The following is a 21,625-nucleotide window of genomic DNA, read 5'->3' as shown; positions in this document are numbered from 1 at the left end:
ACGATTTGGCTGGCCAGGCTTCCGCCAGCGGTTGGGAGCCGCTTCGATGAGGTGCTGCCATTCACTCAGTTGCCGGGGTGGGCGCCCTTCGCCGGGCCGCGACAATGATTCAGCCGCCAGGTTTAACAGTTGGCCCGAAATTTTCATACTTTCGGCTTGGAACTAGTTGGGAGCCGCTCACGCTTTGCGTAAATTGCCGGACTACTTCAGGTTCTTGCATTTGGCTCCTTACTACTCAGTATGAAATTTTTTGCTCCGTTGCTCCTGGCACTCCTGTTGGTGTTGCCAGCCGCAGCCCAGCGTATTGTAATCAGCGGCCAGGTAGTGGAGGCTACGAACGGTGAGCCGGTGCCGTTTGCATCCATCTTCGTTCCCAAAACCAGCGCGGGCGTCACGGCCGACGCCGATGGCAAATTCAAGCTGTCCGTAACGGGCACCCCCGACTCCATTGCGGCTTCGGCCATGGGCTTTGCCACCCAGCGCCGCAAGCTCAGCGACGCCCCCACCCAAAACGTGTTGTTCCGGCTGAAGACCGGCGGCGTGGCGCTGGCCGAAGTGGTGGTATCGTCGCGCCAGCCTGAAAACCCCGCTTTCCGCATCCTGCGCGAAGTGCAGAAGCACAAGCCCGAAAATGAACGCTCGGCCCTGCAAGCCGCCGAGTACGACTCCTACAACCGCATCGAAACCAGCCTGATTGACGTGCCCGCCAACCTGGCCAAGCGCAAGGTCATCAAGGACATTCGGGCGCTGGCCGTGCGCCAGGGCGCCGCCGCCGCCGCCGACGCCGACGCCCCCCTGCCCATTTTTGCCTCCGAGGTGGGCTCGCGGGTGTACCAGCGCAATGCCCCGCTGCGCCGCCGCGAAGACCTGCTGCACAAGCAGATGCGCGGCGCGGCCCCGCGCGAGGGCTCGGTGCTGTCGCAAATGCTGGGCTCGAACTTTCAGAACTTCGACTTCTATCCCAACTGGCAGAACGTGCTGGGCAAGGACTTCATTTCGCCCATTGCCGAAGGCGGCCGCCTCACCTACGACTATGAGCTGCAGGACTCCGTGTTTGTGGGCAAAGACTGGTGCTACAAGATAGCCGTGACGCCCAAGCGCAGCCACGACTTGGCCTTTAAAGGCACCATCTGGATTACGCAGGAAGGCTACGCGCTGCGCCGCATCGACGTGGTGGCCAGCCCCGACGCCAACATCAACTTCGTGAGCGACCTGCGCATCTACCAGGACCTCACCTCGCCGGGCGACGGCCCGGGCCTGCCCATTCGCACCAAGCTGGTGCTCAGCGTGCGGCCCTACGAGAAGCAGGCCGCCATGCTGGTGCGCTTCACTACGGTGAGCAGCAACTTTGTGCGCAACCAACTGCACACCGAGCCCGGCTTCTATGACCTGCCCATTGTGTCGTCGCTGATGGAGCCGGTTGAGCAGAGCGACGGCGGCCTGCTGTCGAGCCAGCCGCAAGGTGGCGCCCGCGGCTATTTCGACGAGCACCGCCCCGATACCCTCAGCTTGTCGGAGCGCCAGACCTTTGCCGTGCTCGACTCGGCCAAGCAGCTGCCGTCGGTGCGCAACCTGCTCGACTGGGTCGACCTGCTGGTGAACGGCTACAAGCGCGTGGGGCGTTGGGACATCGGCCCCATTCTCACCTCCTACGCCCACAACGACTACGAGGGCAGCCGCATTCGCCTGGGCTTCCGCACCACGCCCAGCATCAGCCGCGACTGGGTGACGCAGGGCTACGTGGCCTACGGCACCCGCGACACCCGCATTAAATACGGCCTCCGGACCTATTACATTGCCGAGCGCCGACACTGGACCTTGCTCAGCGGTGAGTTCCGGCACGACGTGGAGCAGGTGGCATTGCTCGACAACGACTTCACCGCCGCCGACAACTTGTTCTCGGCCGCCTCGCGCTGGGGACGCTTCATACAGGGCCGGCCCATTCTGCGCGACTTGTACTCGCTCAGCGCCCAGCGCGACCTGTTCCACGGCTTCACCCAGACCCTGACGCTGCGCCACCAGGACATCTCGCCGCTGCACGATTTTGCCTACTATTCCACCACCGACCGCGGCCCGTCGGCGCCCATCGGCCACGACCTGACGCTGTCGGAAGCGGTGCTGGAATCGCGCTACGCCCCCGACGAAAACCTGGTGCAGAGCGAGAACCGCCGCCGGGCCGTGGGCCTGAAGCGCTTGCCGGTGTTCACGTTCCGCTACACGCTCGGCTACCGCAACCTATTCGAGGCCAAGACGCCTCCCCCGTACCAGAAATTTAACCTCCTGATTACGCACAGCGCATCGGTGGGCCAGCTGGGCCGCCTGAACTACCGCGTGGAGGGCAGCTACATCCCCGATGCAGTGCCCTACCTCATCCTCAAAACGCCGCTGGGCAACCAGACGCCGTTCTACAACGCCAACTCGTTTAACCTGATGAACTACTTTGAGTTCGTGACCGACCGCTCGGTGTCGCTGCGGCTCGACCACCACTTCGAAGGCCTGTTCCTCAACGGCATTCCCGGCATCCGCTCGCTCAACTGGCGCCTGGTGGGCACGGCCAACGTGCTGTACGGCACCTTGTCCAAGACCAACACCACGCAGCCCCGCCGCGACATGAGCGGCCACGAGCTGGCCCCCATCCCCACCCTCGACAAGCAGCCCTACGTAGAAGTGGGCTACGGCATCGAGAACATTTTCAAGTTCATACGGGTCGATTTCATCCACCGCCTCACCTACCGCGACCAGCCCCAGCGCGAAACGCTCATCACGCCCAAGCACCAGAATTTCGGCATCAAGGTGGGCGCGCAGTTCCGCCTGTAAGGCCCGCCCCCTCCTGCTTCGGAAAGCCCACCGGTTCAAAGCCGGTGGGCTTTTTGTATTTTAGACGCCTCATGCAACAATCAGACAATGCCGATGGGTCCCGGGCCCGCCGGGCGTTGGGAAGCACGCTCAGGCGGTTTTTCTTCGCCCTGAGCCTGCTACTAGCGGGCCTGCCGGGCAGCGCATGGCCAGCGCACGCCGCGCCCGAAGACACGCTGGTGGTGGACCCGGCGCAGTCGGCCATCTACCTCGACGATAATTACTACAGCCTGCTGGAAGACCCCACGGGCCGCCTCACGCTGGCGCAGGTGCAAAGCCCGGCCTGGAGCCGGCGCTTCGTGCGGCTGCGCGGCTCGGGCCACCCCGCCAACATCGACCACACGCGCAGCGCCTACTGGCTGCGCATCACGGTGCGCCACGCGCCCCTCGAAACGGCCGCCTGGTACCTTGAGCTCTACGACTCCCACATTGGCCAGGCCGTGTTTTTCCGGCCCCGCCCCGGAACCACGGCCAGCTACGACAGCGTGGTGACCGGGGCCAGCCTGCCCTTCGCCACCCGCCCGCACCCCTACAAGAACTTCCTGTTCGACCTGCCGCCGCGGCCGGGTCAAACCGCCACCTACTACCTGCGCCTGCACTCCGATACGCGCACCAGCTTTCGGGCCATGCTGCATAGCGGGCCGGGGCTTATTCCGGAGCTGTCGGCGCAGTATTGGCTGCTGGGCGTGTTCTACGGCATTTTGGTCATCATGCTGCTGTACAACCTGATACTGTTCTTCTTTCTGAAGGAGCAGACCTATCTGTCGTACGTGCTGTACGTGCTAAGCGGCACGCTGCTGTTTCTGACCGAAGACGGCCTGGGGTTTCAGTACCTCTGGCCCGGCGGGCCGGGGCTGAACCACTTCATTGGGGCGGCGGCGCCGGTGCTACTGCTCATCACCTTTGCGGTGTACGCCAGCGGCTTCCTCGACATGGCTTCGCGCCTGCCAACCCTGTATAGATTTGGTCGCTGGGTGGTGGGGCTGAGCACGGCGCTGCTGGTGCTGGATGCGGCCGTGGTGCACTCGGGCTTCAGCTTTTGGCTCTACCTGCTGCCCTATGGTCTGCTCTACTACTCGGCCTTTCGGGCGTACCGCAGCGGGCTGCGGCCGGCGCGCTACCTGCTGCTGGCGCAGGCGCTGGTGGCCAGCAGCCTCACCTTTCTCATCATGCGCAAGCTGGGCATCGACTTCTACAACAATGCCTACACCGTGTATAGCCTCTACGCGGCTTTTGTGGCCGAAGTGGTGATTCTGAGCTACGCTCTGGGCGAAAAGCTCAAAGGCCTGATGGATACGACCCTGCTCACCCAGCATCGGCTGCTGAAGCAGCTGCGCAAAAAGCACCAGGCCCAGGACCGCCTGGTGGAGCAGATGCGCGAAAACCAGGAGCTCAAAGACCGCCTCAACACCGAGCTCGAAGCCCTGGTGACCCAGCGCACCGCCGAGCTGCGCCGCCAAAACGACACCGTGGCCGCTCAGAACCGCGAGCTGCTGGAAGCCAACGGCCTGCTGGCCCTGCAGTCGGCCGCCATCGAAAACCTCAATGCTGAGCTCAGCCGCGACCTGCACGCCGAAAAGGCGGCCCGCATCGAGGCCCGCGAAGTAGACTTTGGCGAGTTCAGCCAGATTTATCCCGACAAGGACGCCTGCCTGCGCTACCTGGCCGGCCTGAAGTGGGAGCACGGCAGCTACCGGTGCCGCAAGTGCGGCCACGAGAAAAGCTGCGAAGCCCGCGAGCCCCACGCCCGCCGCTGCACCCGCTGCCGCTACGTGGAGTCGGCCACAGCCGGCACGTTGCTGCAGAAGTGCAAATTCTCTATTGTGAAGGCACTGTACGCGGTGTTCCTGCTTCATGCCCACAAGGGCAACTATTCGCCCTCGGAGCTGGCGCGGGTGCTGGAGCTGCGACAAGCCACCAGCTGGGCCTTTGCTCAGAAGGTGCTGGCCGCCCTGCAGCGCCGCCGCCAAGCTCCCGACTACGAAGACGGCGAGCCCTGGACGCACGTGCTGCTGGACGCCAACGGAGAAGCCGAGTTGGCCGAAGAAGCACCCGCCGAAACCGAAAAATAAAGACCGAAACTGTCCGGTAACGATTGTGACCGTTACCTCTATACTAATTCCTGTTTTTCAGTATTCCGGGCCTGAATTCAGAGGCAACAGCAACTGGCGCAGTCCTGACCCTAGTTATTTTTCGATTTGTGACATTTTTTTTCGTTGTTTTTTAGCCCAAAGCGGGAATTTGCGAAAAGGCGCCGCCCGTACTGTTGAGGCATAAAGCGGTTTTTTCACGTGTGCAGCAAGCGTATAAGCACTTAGCCGACAAAGCGTAAAAACGGCCAATACAGGCATCCTAGGCGGTTTTGCGACTTGCATTTGCCAAACACACACCCATACATTTGAGCGTCTCATCCCACCTGACGCTCGTGTTTTTATCGGTTACTGTCCGTCTTTCGGCTGCTTCCGTGCGCACCCATTTGCCTGCCCTCCGGCGCGGGCATGCCAAGGGCGCGCTATTCCTATGCCTGGCTTTGGCGGTGGGGTGCCAGCGGGCCGCGGTCCCTACTGCCGGCGTGGCGCCCGGCACCGCAACCACTGCCCCGGCTGCCGTAGCCAATCCGACGCTGGCCACCTTCAGCCCCCGCGTGCGGCAGTTGCTGGCCGCCATGACGCTGGAAGAGAAAATCGGGCAGATGACCCAACTCAACATCTCCACGATAAATACCACGGGCGAGGATAAGGATGTGGTGTTGGATTCGGCCAAGGCAACTGCGCTGGTGCGGGATTTCCACATCGGCTCGTTCATCAACGGGCAGGCGGTTCCGGCGGCGCAGTGGGTGCGCTACTCGGCGGCGCTGCAGCGCATTGCCCTGCGCGAGTCGCGGCTGCAGGTGCCCATCCTCTACGGCATCGACCACATGCACGGGGCCAGCTACGTGAGCGGCACGGCCATCTTTCCGCATAACCTCAACCTGGGTGCCACCTTCAACCCCGACCTGGCCCGCCAGACGGCGCGCGCCACGGTGCTCGAATCGGCCGACCTGGGCCACCGCTGGCTGTTTGCCCCGGTGCTAGACCTTGGGGTGAACACCTACTGGCCCCGCCTGTATGAAACCTACGGCGAGGACCCGCTGCTGGCCGCCACCATGGGCGCAGCGTTTGTGCGCGAAGCGCAGAATAACAGCGAGATAGCGCCCTACAAAATAGCGGCTTGCGCCAAGCACTTTCTTGGCTACTCAGACCCCCGCAACGGCTGGGACCGCACCAACGCCCTCATCTCCGACCAGCGGCTGCAGGAACTGTTTCGTCCTTCTTTTCAGGCCGCAATCGATTCCGGAGTGAAAAGCGTGATGGTGAACTCCGGCGAAATCAACGGCGAGGCCGTGCACGCCTCCAAAGTCATTCTTACTGACCTGCTGCGGCGCCAGATGGGCTTCCGCGGCGTGGTGGTGACGGACTGGGGCGACATCAACCGCCTGGTGAAAGTGCAGAAGGTGGCCGCCAACGAAAAGGAAGCCACCTGGATGGCCCTCGACGCGGGCATTGACGTGGCCATGACGCCCTACGACACCAACTTCTGCCGCTACGTGAAGGAGCTGGTGCAGGAAGGCCGCCTGAGCGAAGAGCGCATCGCCCTCTCGGCGGGCCGCGTGCTGCAGATGAAGGACGAAATCGGCTTGTTTGAAACGCCCATGCCGCGCGCCGACCGGCTGGACCGCGTGGGCGACCCCGTTCTGCGTGCCCAGGCTGTGGCGGCGGCCCGCGAGTCGCTGGTGCTGCTGAAGAACGACAAGAACACGCTGCCGCTGGCCCCCGCCCGCGTGAAGCGCCTGCTGGTGCTGGGCCCCTCGGCCGAGTCGCGCGCCAACCTGTGCGGCGGCTGGACGCTGGCCTGGCAGGGTCGGGCCGAAGAGGGATATCCTAAAGACGTGCCCACGCTGGTGCAAGCCCTGCGCAAGGAATACCCCAACGCCACCGTCGAGACCCTCCCCTACCGCGACGCCAAAGGCACGCTGCTGCTAACTAGCATTTCGGCCGCGGCGAAGAAGGCCGATGCGGTGGTACTGGCCCTGGGCGAACGGCCTTACACCGAAGTGCTGGGCAACACCTCGGACCTGACCCTGCCCGACGACCAGCAGCAGCTGGTGCGCGCGGCCCAGGCCAGCGGTAAGCCCACGGTGCTGGTCATCATTGGCGGGCGGCCGAGCATTATCCGGGCGGTGGCGGGCGGCAGCGCGGCCGTCATCTGGGCGGGGCTGCCGGGCTATGGCGGCGGCACGGCCTTGGCCGAAGTTATCAGCGGCACGACCAATCCCGGCGGGCGGTTGCCGTTTACCTACCCGCAGTTTGCCGGCCACATCACCAACTACCACCACGACGCCAACGAGGACAGCGCCGGGCTCACGGATTTCGCCGCCGGTTTCGGGGCCAACGCGCCCAAGTACAAAAGCACCATGCTCACCGAGTTTGGCGAAGGCTTGAGCTACACGACCTACACCTATTCGGGCCTAACCCTCAGCGACTCGGTGCTGACGGGCACTAGCGCCCGGCTGCGGGCTACCGTGCAAGTGGCCAACACCGGCGCCCGCGCCGGGCAGGAATCCACGCTGTGGTTTCTGACCGACGAGGTGGGCCGTATTGCGCGGCCGGTGCGAATGCTCAAGCATTTCGAGAAGCAGTCTTACGCCGCCGGGCAAACCCGCGAGCTGACGTTCACCATCGAGCCCCTGCGCGACCTGAGCTACCCCGACGGCCAGGGCCGCCCGCAGCTCGAAGACGGCTGGTATACGCTGCGGGTGGGCACCCAAACGGCGCGGTTCCGCTATGCGGGCGGCGCCACCAGCAGCACGATGCCCGCCAAAACCACGGGCGCTGTGGTAACGCCCGGCGTCCCTTTGAACTCAACCAACTAACCGGTCCAACGCTTGCCGCCTCTCACCAGCGCGGCCTCACCTTTTGACATTTTTTTCCCACCCACTTCACAATTTTCATTATGAAGCGACCTGTTTACTTAAATGCGCTGCTCCGCCGCACGGCGGTGATGCTGGCTTGCGGGCTTCCCGCGCTGGCGCACAGCACCCCAGCCGAGGCCGAAAGCCGGCTGGTTAGCCCCGCGGCCGACGTGCCCGTGAGTGGGCGCGTGACCGGGCCCGACGGCGCCGGCCTGCCCGGCGTGACCGTGCTGGTGAAAGGCACATCCGTGGGCACGAGCACCAACGCCGACGGGGCCTTCAGCCTGACTGCCCCCGAAGGCAGCACGCTGGTGTTCAGCTTTGTGGGCTACACCACGCAAACTGTGGTGCTGACGTCGTCCAACGCCGGCGCCCTGAGCGTGAGCCTGAAGGAAGACACCCAGAAGCTGAACGAAGTGGTGGTGGTGGGCTACGGCACCCAGCAGCGCGGCAGCGTGACGGGGTCGGTGGCCTCGGTGAGCGGCCAGGAAATTGCGGCGCTGCCGGTGGCCGACGTAACGCAGGCGCTGCAAGGCAAAGCGGCGGGCGTGACCATCACCTCCAACGGTGGCGCGCCGGGCGGGGCGGCCGGCACGTCCATCCTCATCCGTGGCATCACTTCGTCCGGTAACAACCACCCGCTGTTTGTGGTGGACGGCTTTCCGCTGCCGGATTCGGGCGAAGACCAGCTCAACGTCATCAGCCCCAACGACATCGAGAGCGTTGACATTCTGAAAGATGCCTCGGCCACGGCCATCTACGGCCTGCGCGCCGCCAACGGCGTGGTCATCATCACCACCAAGCGCGGCAAGGCCGGCAAGTCCACCGTCAACGTGGACGCCTACCGCGGCGTGCAGAGCACCTGGCGCAAGCTGGGCCTGCTGAACGCGCAGGAATACGCCGTCATCAACAACGAAAACCGCATTGCGGCCAACCAGCCCATTGTGGTGGACCGCCTGCGCAACCCCGCCGCCCTGGGCGAAGGCACCGACTGGGAAAAAGAAGTTTTCCGGACGGCTGCCATGCAGAACTACTCGCTGGGTGCCACCGGCGGCAGCGAAAAGGCCCGCTACGCGGTGTCGGGCAGCTACTTCCAGCAGGACGGCATCATCATCGGGACCAATTTTGAGCGCTTCACGCTGCGCGCCAACGGCGACGTGCAGGTGAACAAGATGCTCAAGCTGGGCAACAGCATTCAGCTCACGCACCAGGAAGACCGCCAGGTAACCACCAACAGCGGCGAGTACGGCACGGTGCAGCAGCTCATCCGCATGATTCCCATCGTGCCCGTGTACCGGCCCGATGGCTACTACTACGAGCCCCGCGGCCAGCAGGACAACTTTGTGGAAGAGAACCCCCTGGCCCAGCTGTATGCCAACCGCAAGTACGTGCGCAACCGCTTGCTGACCACCCTGTTTGCCGAGCTGGAGCCCGTGAAGGGCCTGCGCTTCCGCACCAACGTGGGCGTCGACTTCAACTTCACCAACAACAACAGCTTCGGCCCCAAAATCCCGGAGCTGACGGTGGGCAGCGACGTGTACACCACGCGCTACTCCACGGCGGGCGCGTTTTCGCAGGCCAACACCATCTACAGCTACCTGATTGAGAACACCGGCACCTACGACCACCTGTTTGCCGACAAGCACCAGGTGACGCTGCTGGTGGGCCAGTCGGCGCAGCTTTTCAACAGCCAGGAAGTGGGCGCTTCGCGCAACGGCTACCTGAGCAACGACTTGCAAAACCTCAACAACGGCCCGGTGAACCCGCAGCTCGGCAACTTCGGCTACCTGGGGGTGCCCTCGCACCTGGCCAGCTACTTTGCCCGCCTCAACTACGAGTACGCCGGCAAGTACCTGCTGCAGGCGGTGGTGCGGGCCGACGGCTCCAGTGCCTTCCCCCCCGGCGCCAAGTTTGGCACCTTCCCCGGCGTGTCGGTGGGCTGGCGCATCTCGGAGGAGAACTTCATGAAGGACAACCGCGTGGTGAGCAACCTGAAGCTGCGCGCGGGCTACGGCAAAGTGGGCAACCCCAACAACGCCGGCCGCTTCGCCTACCTCTACTCCATCAACTCGCAGATTAACTACCCCTTCGGGCCCAACGGCACCATCTTCCTCGGGGGCGCGCCCACCCGCCAGCCCAACCCCGAGCTGCGCTGGGAAACCAACGACCAAACCAACTTCGGCATCGACCTGGGCTTGTTCGACAACCGCATTGAGGCCACCCTGGACCTGTACAACCGCAACTCGCCGAACCTGATTACCTCGGTGCCGGTGTCGCTGGTGTCGGGCACCTACGAGAACGTGCCCCGCAACGCCTCTTCGTCCTACAACCGCGGCCTCGACTTCTCGCTGACCTCGCACAACTTCCGCAACGCCGGCCGCGGCCTGGTGTGGAACACGACGCTGAACTTCTCGACCTTCAAAACCCGCCTGACTTCGCTGGGCGCCGGCCTGCCCTTCAACGGCCAGGGCTCGCTGAGCGGCGACATCGTGCGCTACGAGCCGGGCTACGCGTTTGGCTCCTTCTACGGCTACGTGGCCGACGGCCTGTTCCAGACGCCCGAAGACGTACGCAACCACGCCACCCAGACCGTGAACGCCGACCCCACCAAAGCCACCAGCCCCGGCGACATCCGCTTCAAGGACCTGAACAACGACGGCAAGATTGACGCCGCCGACCGCACCTTCATCGGCAATCCCAACCCCGACTTCACCTACGGCCTCACCAACACCCTCACCTACGCGGGCTTCGACTTTAGCGTGTTTTTGCAGGGCGTGCAGGGCAACGACGTGTACAACCTGAACCGCTATTTGGAAGAAGCGCCGCTGTACGGCAACGCCAGCGGCGGCACCCGCGTGCTGGCCCGCTGGACCGGCGCCGGCACCAGCAACGACGTGCCCCGCGCCATTGCCGGCGACCCCAACAACAACCTGCGCGTGAGCAGCTACTACATCGAGGACGGCTCCTACCTGCGCGTGAAAAACCTGACCCTGGGCTACTCGCTGCCCACCAGCCTGCTCGGCCGCATCAACGCCCAGCAGATTCGGGTGTACGTGAGCGCCCAAAACCTCTTCACCTTCACCAAATACACGGGCTTCGACCCGGAGGTGAGCCCCAGCGGCGTCGACCGCGGCATCTACCCGCAGGCCCGCACCTTCCTCGGCGGCCTCAACATCGGGTTCTAATCGCCTCTTCCCACCTCATTCTTAGCCATCCAGACTATGTCCATTTTTCATAAATACGCGTGGGGTGCCCTGTTGGGCCTGGGCCTGCTGAGCGGCTGCGGCGAGAAATTCCTCGACGAAGCCCCCAACGACCAGGTCACCGACGCCAACTTCTACAAGTCCGAACAAGACGCCATTCTGGCCGTGAACGCCGTGTACAGCGAGCTGGGCAAGGGCGGCCAGTACAACTACGCCCTGTGGGGCATCGGCGACATCGGCTCCGACATTTCCTACACCGGCGGCGGCGGCGGCGGCGACGGCATTGAGCAGCAGCAGCTCGACAACTTCAACATCCCGAGCACCAACCCCATCATCAACCGCTTGTGGGGCGGCTGCTACATCGGCATCGGGCGGGCCAACATCGTGCTGCAAAAAGTGCCCGGCATTGCGGGCATGAACCCGGCCATCAAGAACCGCTGCCTGGGCGAGGCCGAGTTCCTGCGGGCCAAGTACTACTTCGACCTGGTGCGGGCCTACGGCGACGTGCCCCTGCTCACGGTGCCGCCCCTCACGCCGGCCGAAGTGAACATTCCGCGCACCCCGGCCGCGCAGGTCTACACCCAGATTGTGAACGACCTCACGGACGCCATCACCAAGCTGCCGACCACCTATACCGGCGAAGACATCGGCCGCGTGACCAAGGGCGCCGCGCAGGGCCTGTTGGCCAAGGTGTACCTCACCCAGGGCAACCTGCCCGCCGCCGCCCAACAAGCCAAGGCCGTGATTGACTCGGGGGTGTACAGCCTGTTCCCGAACTACGGCGACATCTTCAAGATTGCCAACGACAACGGCCGCGAAAGCCTGTTTGAGGTGCAGTACATCTCGGGCCGCAACGAATACACCTTCGACGGCCTGGGCTTTGTGGGCAACGAATTTTTCGGGCCCCGCGGCCAGAGCATTGTGCCCCAGGGCGGTTACGGCTTCAACATCCCGGAAAACGACTTCGTGGCCGGCTACGAAACCGGCGACCTGCGCCGCGACGTGACCATCTGGAAGCCCGGCGACGTGTACCCCGACGGCCGCACCCAGCCGGCCTCGCTGCCGGGCTCGCCCAGCGGCTACGGCTGCAAGAAGTGGTTCATCGGCAAGGTCGACACCCGCGTGTGGGACTCGGGCCTGAACATCAAAGTGATGCGCCTGGCCGAAGTGTACCTGATTTACGCCGAAGCCACCGGCCCCACCACGGGCACCTCGCCCTTGGGCGGCCTGGAGGCCCTCAACATCGTGCGGCGCCGCGCCTTCGGCCTGCCCCTGAACGCGCCTTCGGCCCGCGACGTGGCGGCCGGCATCAGTGCCCAAGCATTTAAGACGGCCGTGTGGCGCGAGCGCAAGTACGAACTGGCCTTCGAGAACGACCGGTGGTTCGACATGAAGCGCACCGGCGAGCTGCTCACCTCGCCCCAGCTGCTGGCCAAGGGCGTGAAGCCCACCAATGTGGTGCTGCCCCTGCCCCAGAGCGAGCTCGACATCAACCCCAACCTGAAGCAGAACCCTGGCTACTAGCCTACAGCTCGCCCGCGCCGCGAAAACCACGTGCGCGTGGGCGAGCCGTTTTGCTCTTTCACCCTTTGTCCAGATTCAACCCATGAAAAATATTGTACGCGCCGCGGCCCTCGGTTTCCTGCTGACGCCGATGCTGCTGGCCTCTTGCACCAAGAAAGAAAACCAGCTGGAAGGCGCCGTGCCGGCGTCGGACTTCACCGTGACCACGGTCACCACGGGCCTGACCACGGTGGCCACCTTCCGGGCCAATAATACCGACGGCTTCCTGTACCAGTGGGAGTTTGGCGACGGCACCGTGGGCACGGGCCAAACCGCGAGCCACACCTACACCAGCGGCGGCACGCTCAAGGCCCGCCTCATCACGGCCTACCGGGGCGGCACCAGCGTGTCGGCCACCAAAGACGTGGTGCTCCCGCAGGTGTCGGCCATCGTGAAAGGCATCCTCACGGGCGGCTCTTCGAAAACCTGGAAGCTCGACAACACCGTGATTGCGCCCATCACCGTGGGCCCGTCGGATTCTGACCCCACCAGCTACTACGCCGGCAACCCCATGCCCGGTCAGCTGCCCGCCTGCCAGGCCGATGACGAGTACACGTTCAGCACCGCCAACGTATTCACCTACGACGCCAAGGGCCAGACCTTCGTGGCCGGTGGCGCCTGCGATGCCCCACGCAACGTGAGCACGTCGTTCACTTTTGGCAACGCCACGGGCCCGGGCCTGGCCCAGCTCACGCTGGCCAGCGCCACCCCGGCGCCGTTCATTGGCGTGACCGATGCCCCCGGCTTTACCTACCGCATTCTTTCCATCGATTCGCAGCACATGCTGGTGCGCGCGGGCAGCACGGCTGCCGGCGTGGTGTTCGACATGAAATTTGTTGCGAAGTAGCCGCGTTTGGCTGCTTAACACCCTCCTTTCCTCCGCCCCATGAGATTTCCTGACTTCCGCTTCAAGCCCCGCCACGGGGCCGGCCTGCTCCTCGCACTGAACCTGCTGGCCTGCACCGACAAAGGCAGTTCCTTCACGCCCGGCCCGGTGACGCCTCCGGGGCCGGTGACGCCGGTGACCAATGAAGACGCCCGTGCCTACGCCGACTACACCGAACTGGTGTGGAGCGACGAGTTCGACGGCGCGGCGCTGGACCAAGCCAAGTGGAAGTACGACCTAGGCGGCGGCGGCTGGGGCAACAACGAGCTCGAAACCTACACCAACTCGACCGATAACGCCTACCTGAACGGCGGCAACCTCTACATCAAGGCCATTAAGTCGAGCTCGGGCAACATCACCTCGGCCCGCATCCTCACCAGCGGCAAGAAGGACTTCCAGTACGGGCGCATCGACGTGCGGGCCCAGGTGCCCAAGGGCAAGGGCATCTGGCCCGCCATCTGGATGCTGGGCTCCGACATCGGCCAGAACCCCTGGCCCAAGTGCGGCGAAATCGACATCATGGAGGTGCGCGGCAGCAAGCCCCGCGAGCTGCTCAGCACCATGCACTTCCAGACCGCGCAGGGCACGCACGGCCAGCAGGGCACCACGCAGCTGCAGCCGGCCGACCTCTCCGACGCCTTCCACATCTACTCGGTGGTGCGCAGCAAGGACCAGCTACGCTTTTACATCGACGGGCAGCAGTACTACACCTTCGGTAACGGGGGCGCCTCGCCCAACCCGTTCAACAACCTGTTTTTCGTGATTTTGAACGTGGCCGTGGGCGGCGACTTCGACGGCAACCCCGACGCCAGCACCGTCTTCCCCCAGCAAATGGTGGTGGACTACGTGCGCCAGTACCAATACAAATAAGCGCGCTACCCCGCCCGCTTGCTACCAGTCCGGCCGGGAATTGGTGGGATATGACCCCGCCGGATAGGGCGGCAGCCGCTCCCGGTTCGGACAAACCGGGGCGGCTGCCCCCGATGGTATTATCAGCCCGGGCTACCGGTGGTTTCTGCCGCGCCGGGCCTTATTTCAACGCCATGCTTTCCTTCCTTCTTTCCGGTTTCCTGTTGCTGAACGCCGAGGCAGCGCCGCCGCCCTCGCCGCCTGCCAAGCCGCGCTACACCTTCACCAAGCTGGCGTGGAGCGACGAGTTCAACTACACCGGCCTGCCCGACTCCACGAAGTGGAAATACGACGTGGGCGGCAGCGGCTGGGGCAATAAGGAGGAGCAGTACTACACCAAGCGCCGCCTCGAAAATGCCCGCGTGGAAGGCGGCCACCTGATAGTGGAAGCCCGCAAGGAAGCCCTGATGCCGGGCAATCCCTACACCTCGGCGCGGCTGGTGTCGCGCGGCCCCGGCGGCAGCCAGACCTATGGCCGCATTGAGGTGCGGGCCCAGATTCCGGCCGGGCGTGGCACTTGGCCCGCCATCTGGATGCTGCCCGATGAAAACCCCTACGGCAACCACAGCTGGCCCGACAACGGCGAAATCGACATCATGGAGCACGTGGGCTACGACCCCAATGTGATACACGCCACCACGCACTGCAAGGCGTATTACTTCCGCATCAACAACCAGAAAACGGGCATCACCAAACTGCCCGACGCCACCACGGCCTTCCACGTCTACGCCATTGAGTGGACGCCCGAAACCATCACGGCCGACATCGACGGCGAGCAGTACTTCGCCATGCGCAACGAGCGCACCGGCTGGGAAGCTTGGCCTTGGGACAAACCCTTTCACCTGCTGCTGAACGTGGCCGTGGGCGGCGAGTGGGGCGGCCTGAAAGGCATCGACGAAGCCGCCTTCCCGCAGCAGATGCTGGTGGACTACGTGCGGTTTTACCAGATGAAAAAGAGCTGATTTCGGGCGTAGCGCCTCACCCCCGGCCCCTCTCCCAAGGGAGAGGGGAGCCGGACATCTTCACGAACCGGTGCCCCCTCTCCCTTGGGAGAGGGGGTCAGGGGGTGAGGCGCCCGCCATCCTCCCTCTTTACCCCGCCCGGCCCGATGAGTGGCTGGCGGGTGCTGCCGATGCCGCGCTCCAGTGGAACGCCGGCATCACGATGAAGGAACGGGTCCTGCGGGTCTGTTGGTGAGCTGGCTTGCGCTGGCTCGTTCCTTCTGTAGCACTGCGCGTTGCAGTGCTGCCTCTGTTTTGACTTCCATTTTTGCATGAAAAACCCCGTCTCTACATTCCGGCGCCTGGCCTTTGGGGCCGCGCTTGCGCTGGCCGCCAGCCCGGCCGCCCGGGCCCAGCGCCTGGGCCTGGAGCCCCGCATCGACTCGCTGCTCAAAGCCATGAGCACCGAGGAAAAGCTGGCTCAGCTCACCAAAAACAGCTTCATGACCACGCCGGACAACACCCGGCTTCGCATTCCGGGCTTTGTGATGGACGACGGCCCCCACGGCGTGCGCTTCGAGAAAGCCACGGCCTGGCCCACGGGCATGGGCCTGGTCTCGACCTGGCACCGCGGCCTGGCCGAACAGGTGGGCCAGGCCATGGGCGAAGAGTTCTGGGCCTTTGGCAAGCAGCAGCAGCTGGGCCCCTGCATCGACCTGACGCAGGACCCGCGCGGCGGCCGCAGCGCCGAAAGCGGCGGCGAAGACCCTTACCTGATTGGCCAGCTGCAGTCGCGCGTGGCTTTCGGCATTCAGAAAACGCCGGCGATGGCCACCGTGAAGCACTTCATGATTGAGGGCAAGCAGGCCACGCGCCACACCCGCAACGAGTTGTTTACGGACCGCGGCGTGATGGAGCACTACGGCTACAACTTCCGCACCGTGGTGCAGGAGGGCGCCGTGCTGAGCGTGATGTCGGCTTACAACCTGATAAATGGCGAGCACGCGGCCGAAAGCCCGTATTTGCTGAACACGGTGCTGCGCGAGCGCTGGGGCTTCCCGTTCTACGTGGTGTCGGACTGGGACGCGGTGCACGACACGAAGAAAGCCATCATGGCCGGCAACGACGTGTGCATGGGCTCCGACGACTACCTCAAGGACCTGCCCGGCCTGGTGGCCAGCGGCGCCGTGCCCATGACGGCCATCGACGCGGCCGTGCGCAACGTGCTGCGGACCAAAATCATGGCCGGCCTGCTCGACTACTACCCCAAAGGCAGCAAGGCCGACGCCAACACGCCGGCCCACACCAAGCTCAACCAGCAGGCGGCCCGCGAGTCCATTATTCTGCTGAAAAACGCGGGCAACATTCTGCCGCTGAAAAAGGCCTCGGTGAAGCGCATTGCCCTCATTGGCCCCAACGCCGACAAGGGCAACCTGAACTGCTTCGGCAGCTCCGAAACCACGCCTCCCTACGCCGTGAGCCTGAAGCAAGGCTTGGAAACCAAGCTGGGCGTGGACAAGATTTCCTTTGCCAAAGGCTGCGACATGAACAGCGCCGACACCACCGGCTTCAAGCTGGCCCGCGAGCTGGCCCGCAAGGCCGACGTGGTGATTTTCGCCGCCGGCCTCGACAGCACGCAGGAGGGCGAAGCCTACAACTCGGGCCACGACCGCGCCAACAACTCGGCCACCCTGCCCGGCCAGCAGCAGGCCCTCATCATGGCCCTGGCCAAAGCCAACCCCAACGTGGTGGTGGTGGTGCAGAGCGGCGGCGTGTGCGCCATGCACGAAAGCCTGCCCCGCATGAAGGGCCTCGTGTACAGCTTCTACGCCGGCCAGGAAGCAGGCACTGCCCTGGCCGACGTGCTGCTGGGCGACTACAACCCCGCCGGCCGCATGGCCGTGAGCATGCCCACCGGCGACAGCCAGCTGCCCGCCTGGGGCGACGACCTGCGCGACGCCAACGGCGTGGGCTACCGCTACTACGACAAGAAAGGCATGAAGCCGGAGGTCGCCTTCGGGGCCGGCCTGAGCTACACCACTTTCCAGTACAGCAACCTGCAGGCCCCCAAAGCACCCGTGGCCGCCGGCGCCCCCGTCACCATCAGCGTGGACGTAACCAACACCGGCGCCGTGGCCGGCGACGAAGTAGTGCAGCTCTACGTGAGCGACAAATCCTCGAAGCTGGACATGCCGGTGAAGCAGCTCAAAGGCTTCGAGCGCATCAACCTGGCCCCGAAGCAGAAGAAAACCGTGACGTTCACGCTCTCGGCCGAAGACTTCTACTTCTGGAACGAGCAAACCAAAGCCTACGAGGTGCACCCCGGCGCCTACGCCTTCAAGGTGGGCAGCGCCTCCGACAAACTGCCCCTAGGCGGCGCCCTCACCCTGCAAGCCGCCACCGCCAAACCCGATTTGAAAGTAACGCAGGTGTTCACGATGCCGCGCTTCCCCAAGCCCGGCCAGGCCGTGACGTTCTACGCCATGGTGAAAAACATGGGCACCGCGCCCGTGCCCACCGGCAGCAAGCTGGGCGTGAATTTCACCATCGACAAAGCCAAGGTGGGCAGCCTGCAGGGCTTGCAGCAGCCGCTGCTGCCCGGCCAGGCCCGCCTGCTGGCCGCCACCACCAATAACTGGAAACCCACCGCCAGCGGCACCTTCACGGTGGGCGCCGTGGTAGATGGCACCAACGCCATTGCCGAATGGCTGGAAAGCAACAACAGCTTCAGCCGGCCGCTTCGGGTGTACTAGGCTGCGGCGGAGGTCGGCAACTGGCTTGGCAGAACGTCATGCCGAGCGCCGCCGGAGCAACTCGCGTGGGGTAGTAATCATTTACTCTTGCACGCGAGTTGCTCCGGCGGCGCTCAGCATGACGTTCTGCTTTTCTTCCCCTGCCTTACTCCCGTTGCCCCGCGTAGCTTCCCGCGGCCCGTATCTTTGGCAACGGCCGTGCCCGGTGGTGCCGGCTGCCCTTTCCCCATGCTCTCGGCCACCTCTCTTCAACGCCTGTTCGGCATCAAAGCCGGCGAAGCCCGCACCGTGGGGCTGTTTTCGCTGCACAACTTCCTGCTCGGCATCGGCTCGGTGCTGGTGTACGTGGCGGCCAACGTGCTGCTGCTGGAACACGACCCCGCCCAAAGCCTTCCCCTGGGATACGTGGCCGGTGCCCTGGCCATGATGGCCGTGGGCAAAGTCTACACCCATTTCGAGCACCATTTATTGCTGCGCAAGCTGGCGGTGCGCGTGCTGCTAGCGGCGGTAGCGCTGGTGGGCATGCTGGGCGTACTGGTGGTGTTCGGCCATTCGGTGGCGGCCGCGGTGGCCATCATGGCGGGCTACCGGGTCATCTACCTGCTCACCAACCTGGAGTTCTGGGGCGTGTCGGCGGTGGTGTTTGATGTGCGCCAGAGCAAGCGCCTGTTCAGCGTCATCAGCTCCGGCGACATGCCGGCCAAGGCGCTGGGCGCCATTCTGGCGGCCCTCATTCACGGCGATGCGCAGCTGCCGGTGCTGCTGGGGCTGTCGTTTGTGGCGTATCTGGGGGCACTGTTTACGTTGCGGGCCACCCTCACTTCGCACGTGGTGGAGGCCACGGCGCGGGCGGTGCGACGGGTGCGCCGGCCGCCGGGCCGGCTGCTTCAGCAGCTTTTCGGGGGCAGCGAGCTGGTGCAGGCCATGTGCCTGAGCCTGGTGGCCATTGCGGGCGTCGTCACGGGCGTGGAGTACATGTTTTTCCTCAACGTGAAGCACAAGTTTCACGCTTCGGCCGACGTGATGCAGTCCGTCGGCTGGGTGCTGGCGGCTACCTACGGCGCGGCCACGTTTTTCAAGCTGCTGGTGAGCCGGCAGGCGCTGGAGCGCTACGGCGTGCAGTGGTCGCTACGGCTGCTGCCAGTGGTGGCGCTGGTAGCTTTGGCCGTTTTTGGCGGCCTGCAGGTGGCGGGCGGCTACAGCCAAAGCGGGCAGCTAGCCTTCTTCTGCGGGTTGTACCTGCTGCTGGAAGTGCTGCGCCGCACCGTGTTCGACCCCGTTTTTCTGGTTCTGTTTCAGCCGCTGGCGCCCACCCAGCGCCTGGCCGCCCACACGCTGGCCAAGGGCTTTTACGAGCCGCTGGGCATGGGCCTCACCGGCCTGCTGTTCTTCGTGCTGGGCTACGTGGGCCGACTCGACGGCGGCATGCCATTCGTCTGGATGGGCGCACTGCTGCTGCTGGCGCTGCTGTTTCTAGCCCGCACCTACCGCAGCTATCTGGCCGAGCTGAAGGAAGGCCTGGGTCGCCGCTTCGCCGAAACGGCCGAGCTGGCCCTGCCCGACGCCGCGCGCCACGTGGTGCTGGCCCAGCTGCGCAGCCCCCAGCCCACCGAAGTGCTCAATGCCGTGGCCTGGCTGCGCCAGCGCGAGCCCGCCACCCTGGCCAGCCACGCGCCCACCCTGCTGGCGCATGCTGATGAACGGGTGCGCTTAGCCCTGCTGGCCTCGGCCGAAGCCACGACTTTGCCCGTCGCAACCCTGCAGGCGCTGGCCCTCGGCGATGCTGCCCCGGCCGTGCGCGCCGCCGCTGCTCAGCAGCTGGCCGCCGCCGCGCCCGATGCCCCGGAAGTACGCCAGTTGCTGGCCGGCACCGACTGGGACGCGCGGCAGGGCGCCATTCGCGGCAGCCTCGCCGTGGCGCCGCAGCACGCGGCGGCCCAGTCCAGCCTGTTGCAATTAGTGCCGGCTTCCAATGCGCCCACCACGGCCCTTGAGGTGGCCTTGCGCCTGCTGGCGTTTTTCCCCCTTGATGTGCAGGCCCATCTCGCGGAGCGTGGGCTGGCCAGTGCCGAACCCGAAATGGTGCGGGCCACCCTCACGGCCCTGGGCACGGTAGGGCACATGCAGTTGGCAGAGCACCTGCTCACGGCCCTCAATGACCAGCACCTCTGGGAGCCGGCCGCCGACAGCCTGGTGGCCCTGGGCCCGGCCGTGGTGCCGCTGCTGCGCGAGGCCCTGCGCCGCGAGCCTGAGCCCCTGCACCCGCAACGCACGGCCTTGGTGCTGGAGCGCCTGAACACCACTGCCAGCCGCGCCGCCCTGGTCGAGCTGGCCCAGCACCCGCACCTGTTCACCCGCGGCGTGGCGCTGCGCTCCCTGCGCCGTTTCCCGGCCCGCTCGGCCGACCGGCCGGTATTTGAGCAGTTGCTGCGCGAAGAATTTGCCTTGGCCGCGCAGCTGCTGCAAGGCTTGGTGGCCGATGGCCAGGCTGAATTCCAGGCCACCATCGATTACGAGCTAAGCCTGCTGCACCAGCGCGTGTTTGGCCTGCTCGCCCAGCTCTACGACGCCGAATCGGTGGCCACGGCCCAGCGCAACGTGGCCCACGCCGCCCGCGAGCGTCAGGCCAATGCCCTCGAAATCCTCGATAACCTCATTCCCCGCCCCGTCTACCAAGGGCTGCAGGCCCTGCTCGATGACTCGCCGCTGCCCGAGAAAGCGGCGCTGTTTGCCCGGCTCACGGCCCCGGCGCCGCCCCACACCGCCCCGCCCGCCCAGCCGCTGCCCACGCTGCTGCTGCGCCGCGGCCACATGGCCTTTACTTCCTGGACGCTGGGCCTGGCCCTGCGCCACTGGCGGCCCACCGAGCCTGACGCCGCCGACATTCTACGGCCCTACCTCGTTTCGCCCTACCAGCTGCTGCGCGAAAGCGCGCAGGTGGCCGCGGCCGCCCTGGCCGCCACATTGGGCCAGCCCATTTCCTCACTTCCCCTGCCCGACATGAGCCAGCATTCTTCCCACCAGTCCGAAGCCCGCGTGTCCTCGCTTGAGCGGGTGGTGGTGCTCAAAAACACCGCCCTGTTTGCCCAAACGCCCGAAAACGTGCTGAGCAGCATTGTGCCCATCATGAAGGAGGTGACGTTTCACGAAGGCGAGGAAATATTTGCCCAGGGCGACCTCGGCACCTCGCTTTTTATTCTGCACGATGGGCAGGTGGGGATTTTTACGGGCGCGCAGCAGCTGGCCACCTTCGGCCCCGGCGACTTCTTCGGCGAGCTGGCCCTGCTCGATGCGGAGCCCCGCTCAGCCACGGCGGCCACGCTGAGCGAAGTGCTGGCCTTCCGCATCGACCAAGAAGATTTCTACGACGTGATGGAGGAGCGCGGCGAAGTGCTGCGCAACATCCTGCGCATTCTTTGCCAGCGCATCCGGTTGCAGAATGAGAAAATGCGCGGGCTGGCTGCAGGATAGTAACTTGTCATCCTGAGCAAAGCGAAGGACCTTATCACGCTCGAACGACTTGTTCTGGCGTGATAAGGTCCTTCGCTTTGCTCAGGATGACA

At 64.9% G+C, this 21,625-nt stretch carries 10 protein-coding genes; all 10 read left to right on the top strand.

Going from position 1 to position 21,625, the window contains the following annotated elements:
- Positions 1–240: 240 nt before the first annotated feature.
- The 10 genes from MUN81_RS03685 to MUN81_RS03640 all read left to right on the top strand — a co-directional run bounded on the left by MUN81_RS03685 (position 241) and on the right by MUN81_RS03640 (position 21,533).
- On the top strand, positions 241–2,817 hold the full coding sequence (locus MUN81_RS03685) for a DUF5686 and carboxypeptidase-like regulatory domain-containing protein (RefSeq protein ID WP_245115145.1): 2,577 nt from the start codon (positions 241–243) through the stop codon (positions 2,815–2,817).
- Between the two features lie 71 nt (positions 2,818–2,888).
- Complete coding sequence (locus MUN81_RS03680) at positions 2,889–4,928, top strand: 7TM diverse intracellular signaling domain-containing protein (protein WP_245115143.1); 2,040 nt, start codon at positions 2,889–2,891, stop codon at positions 4,926–4,928.
- 392 nt (positions 4,929–5,320) lie between these two features.
- The gene (locus MUN81_RS03675) at positions 5,321–7,768 is read left to right on the top strand and encodes a glycoside hydrolase family 3 N-terminal domain-containing protein (RefSeq protein ID WP_245115141.1); all 2,448 of its coding nucleotides are present in this window, start codon (positions 5,321–5,323) and stop codon (positions 7,766–7,768) included.
- Positions 7,769–7,848: 80 nt separating this feature from the next.
- Entirely contained in the window at positions 7,849–10,992 is a 3,144-nt protein-coding gene (locus tag MUN81_RS03670; RefSeq protein WP_245115139.1) for a TonB-dependent receptor, read from the top strand.
- A 36-nt stretch (positions 10,993–11,028) separates the two neighbouring features.
- A complete protein-coding gene (locus MUN81_RS03665; RefSeq protein WP_245115137.1) occupies positions 11,029–12,534 on the top strand; it encodes a RagB/SusD family nutrient uptake outer membrane protein in 1,506 nt (501 codons plus the stop codon).
- Positions 12,535–12,616: 82 nt separating this feature from the next.
- The gene (locus tag MUN81_RS03660; RefSeq protein ID WP_245115135.1) at positions 12,617–13,420 is read left to right on the top strand and encodes a PKD domain-containing protein; all 804 of its coding nucleotides are present in this window, start codon (positions 12,617–12,619) and stop codon (positions 13,418–13,420) included.
- 39 nt (positions 13,421–13,459) lie between these two features.
- Positions 13,460–14,329 (top strand): glycoside hydrolase family 16 protein, encoded by an 870-nt coding sequence (locus MUN81_RS03655; RefSeq protein ID WP_245115133.1) that lies wholly within the window; start codon positions 13,460–13,462, stop codon positions 14,327–14,329.
- Between the two features lie 173 nt (positions 14,330–14,502).
- Positions 14,503–15,330 (top strand): glycoside hydrolase family 16 protein, encoded by an 828-nt coding sequence (locus MUN81_RS03650; RefSeq protein WP_245115131.1) that lies wholly within the window; start codon positions 14,503–14,505, stop codon positions 15,328–15,330.
- Positions 15,331–15,641: 311 nt separating this feature from the next.
- Positions 15,642–18,062: a glycoside hydrolase family 3 C-terminal domain-containing protein gene (locus tag MUN81_RS03645; protein ID WP_245115129.1), complete on the top strand. Its 2,421-nt coding sequence runs from the start codon at positions 15,642–15,644 to the stop codon at positions 18,060–18,062.
- Between the two features lie 228 nt (positions 18,063–18,290).
- Positions 18,291–21,533 carry a cyclic nucleotide-binding domain-containing protein gene (locus MUN81_RS03640; protein WP_245115127.1) on the top strand — a complete coding sequence of 1,081 codons (3,243 nt, stop codon included), beginning with the start codon at positions 18,291–18,293 and terminating at the stop codon, positions 21,531–21,533.
- Positions 21,534–21,625 lie beyond the last annotated feature (92 nt).

Origin of the sequence: Hymenobacter sp. 5317J-9 (assembly GCF_022921075.1) — a bacterium.
Lineage (GTDB): Bacteria > Bacteroidota > Bacteroidia > Cytophagales > Hymenobacteraceae > Hymenobacter.
This window is presented reverse-complemented; position numbering and strand designations above follow the sequence as displayed.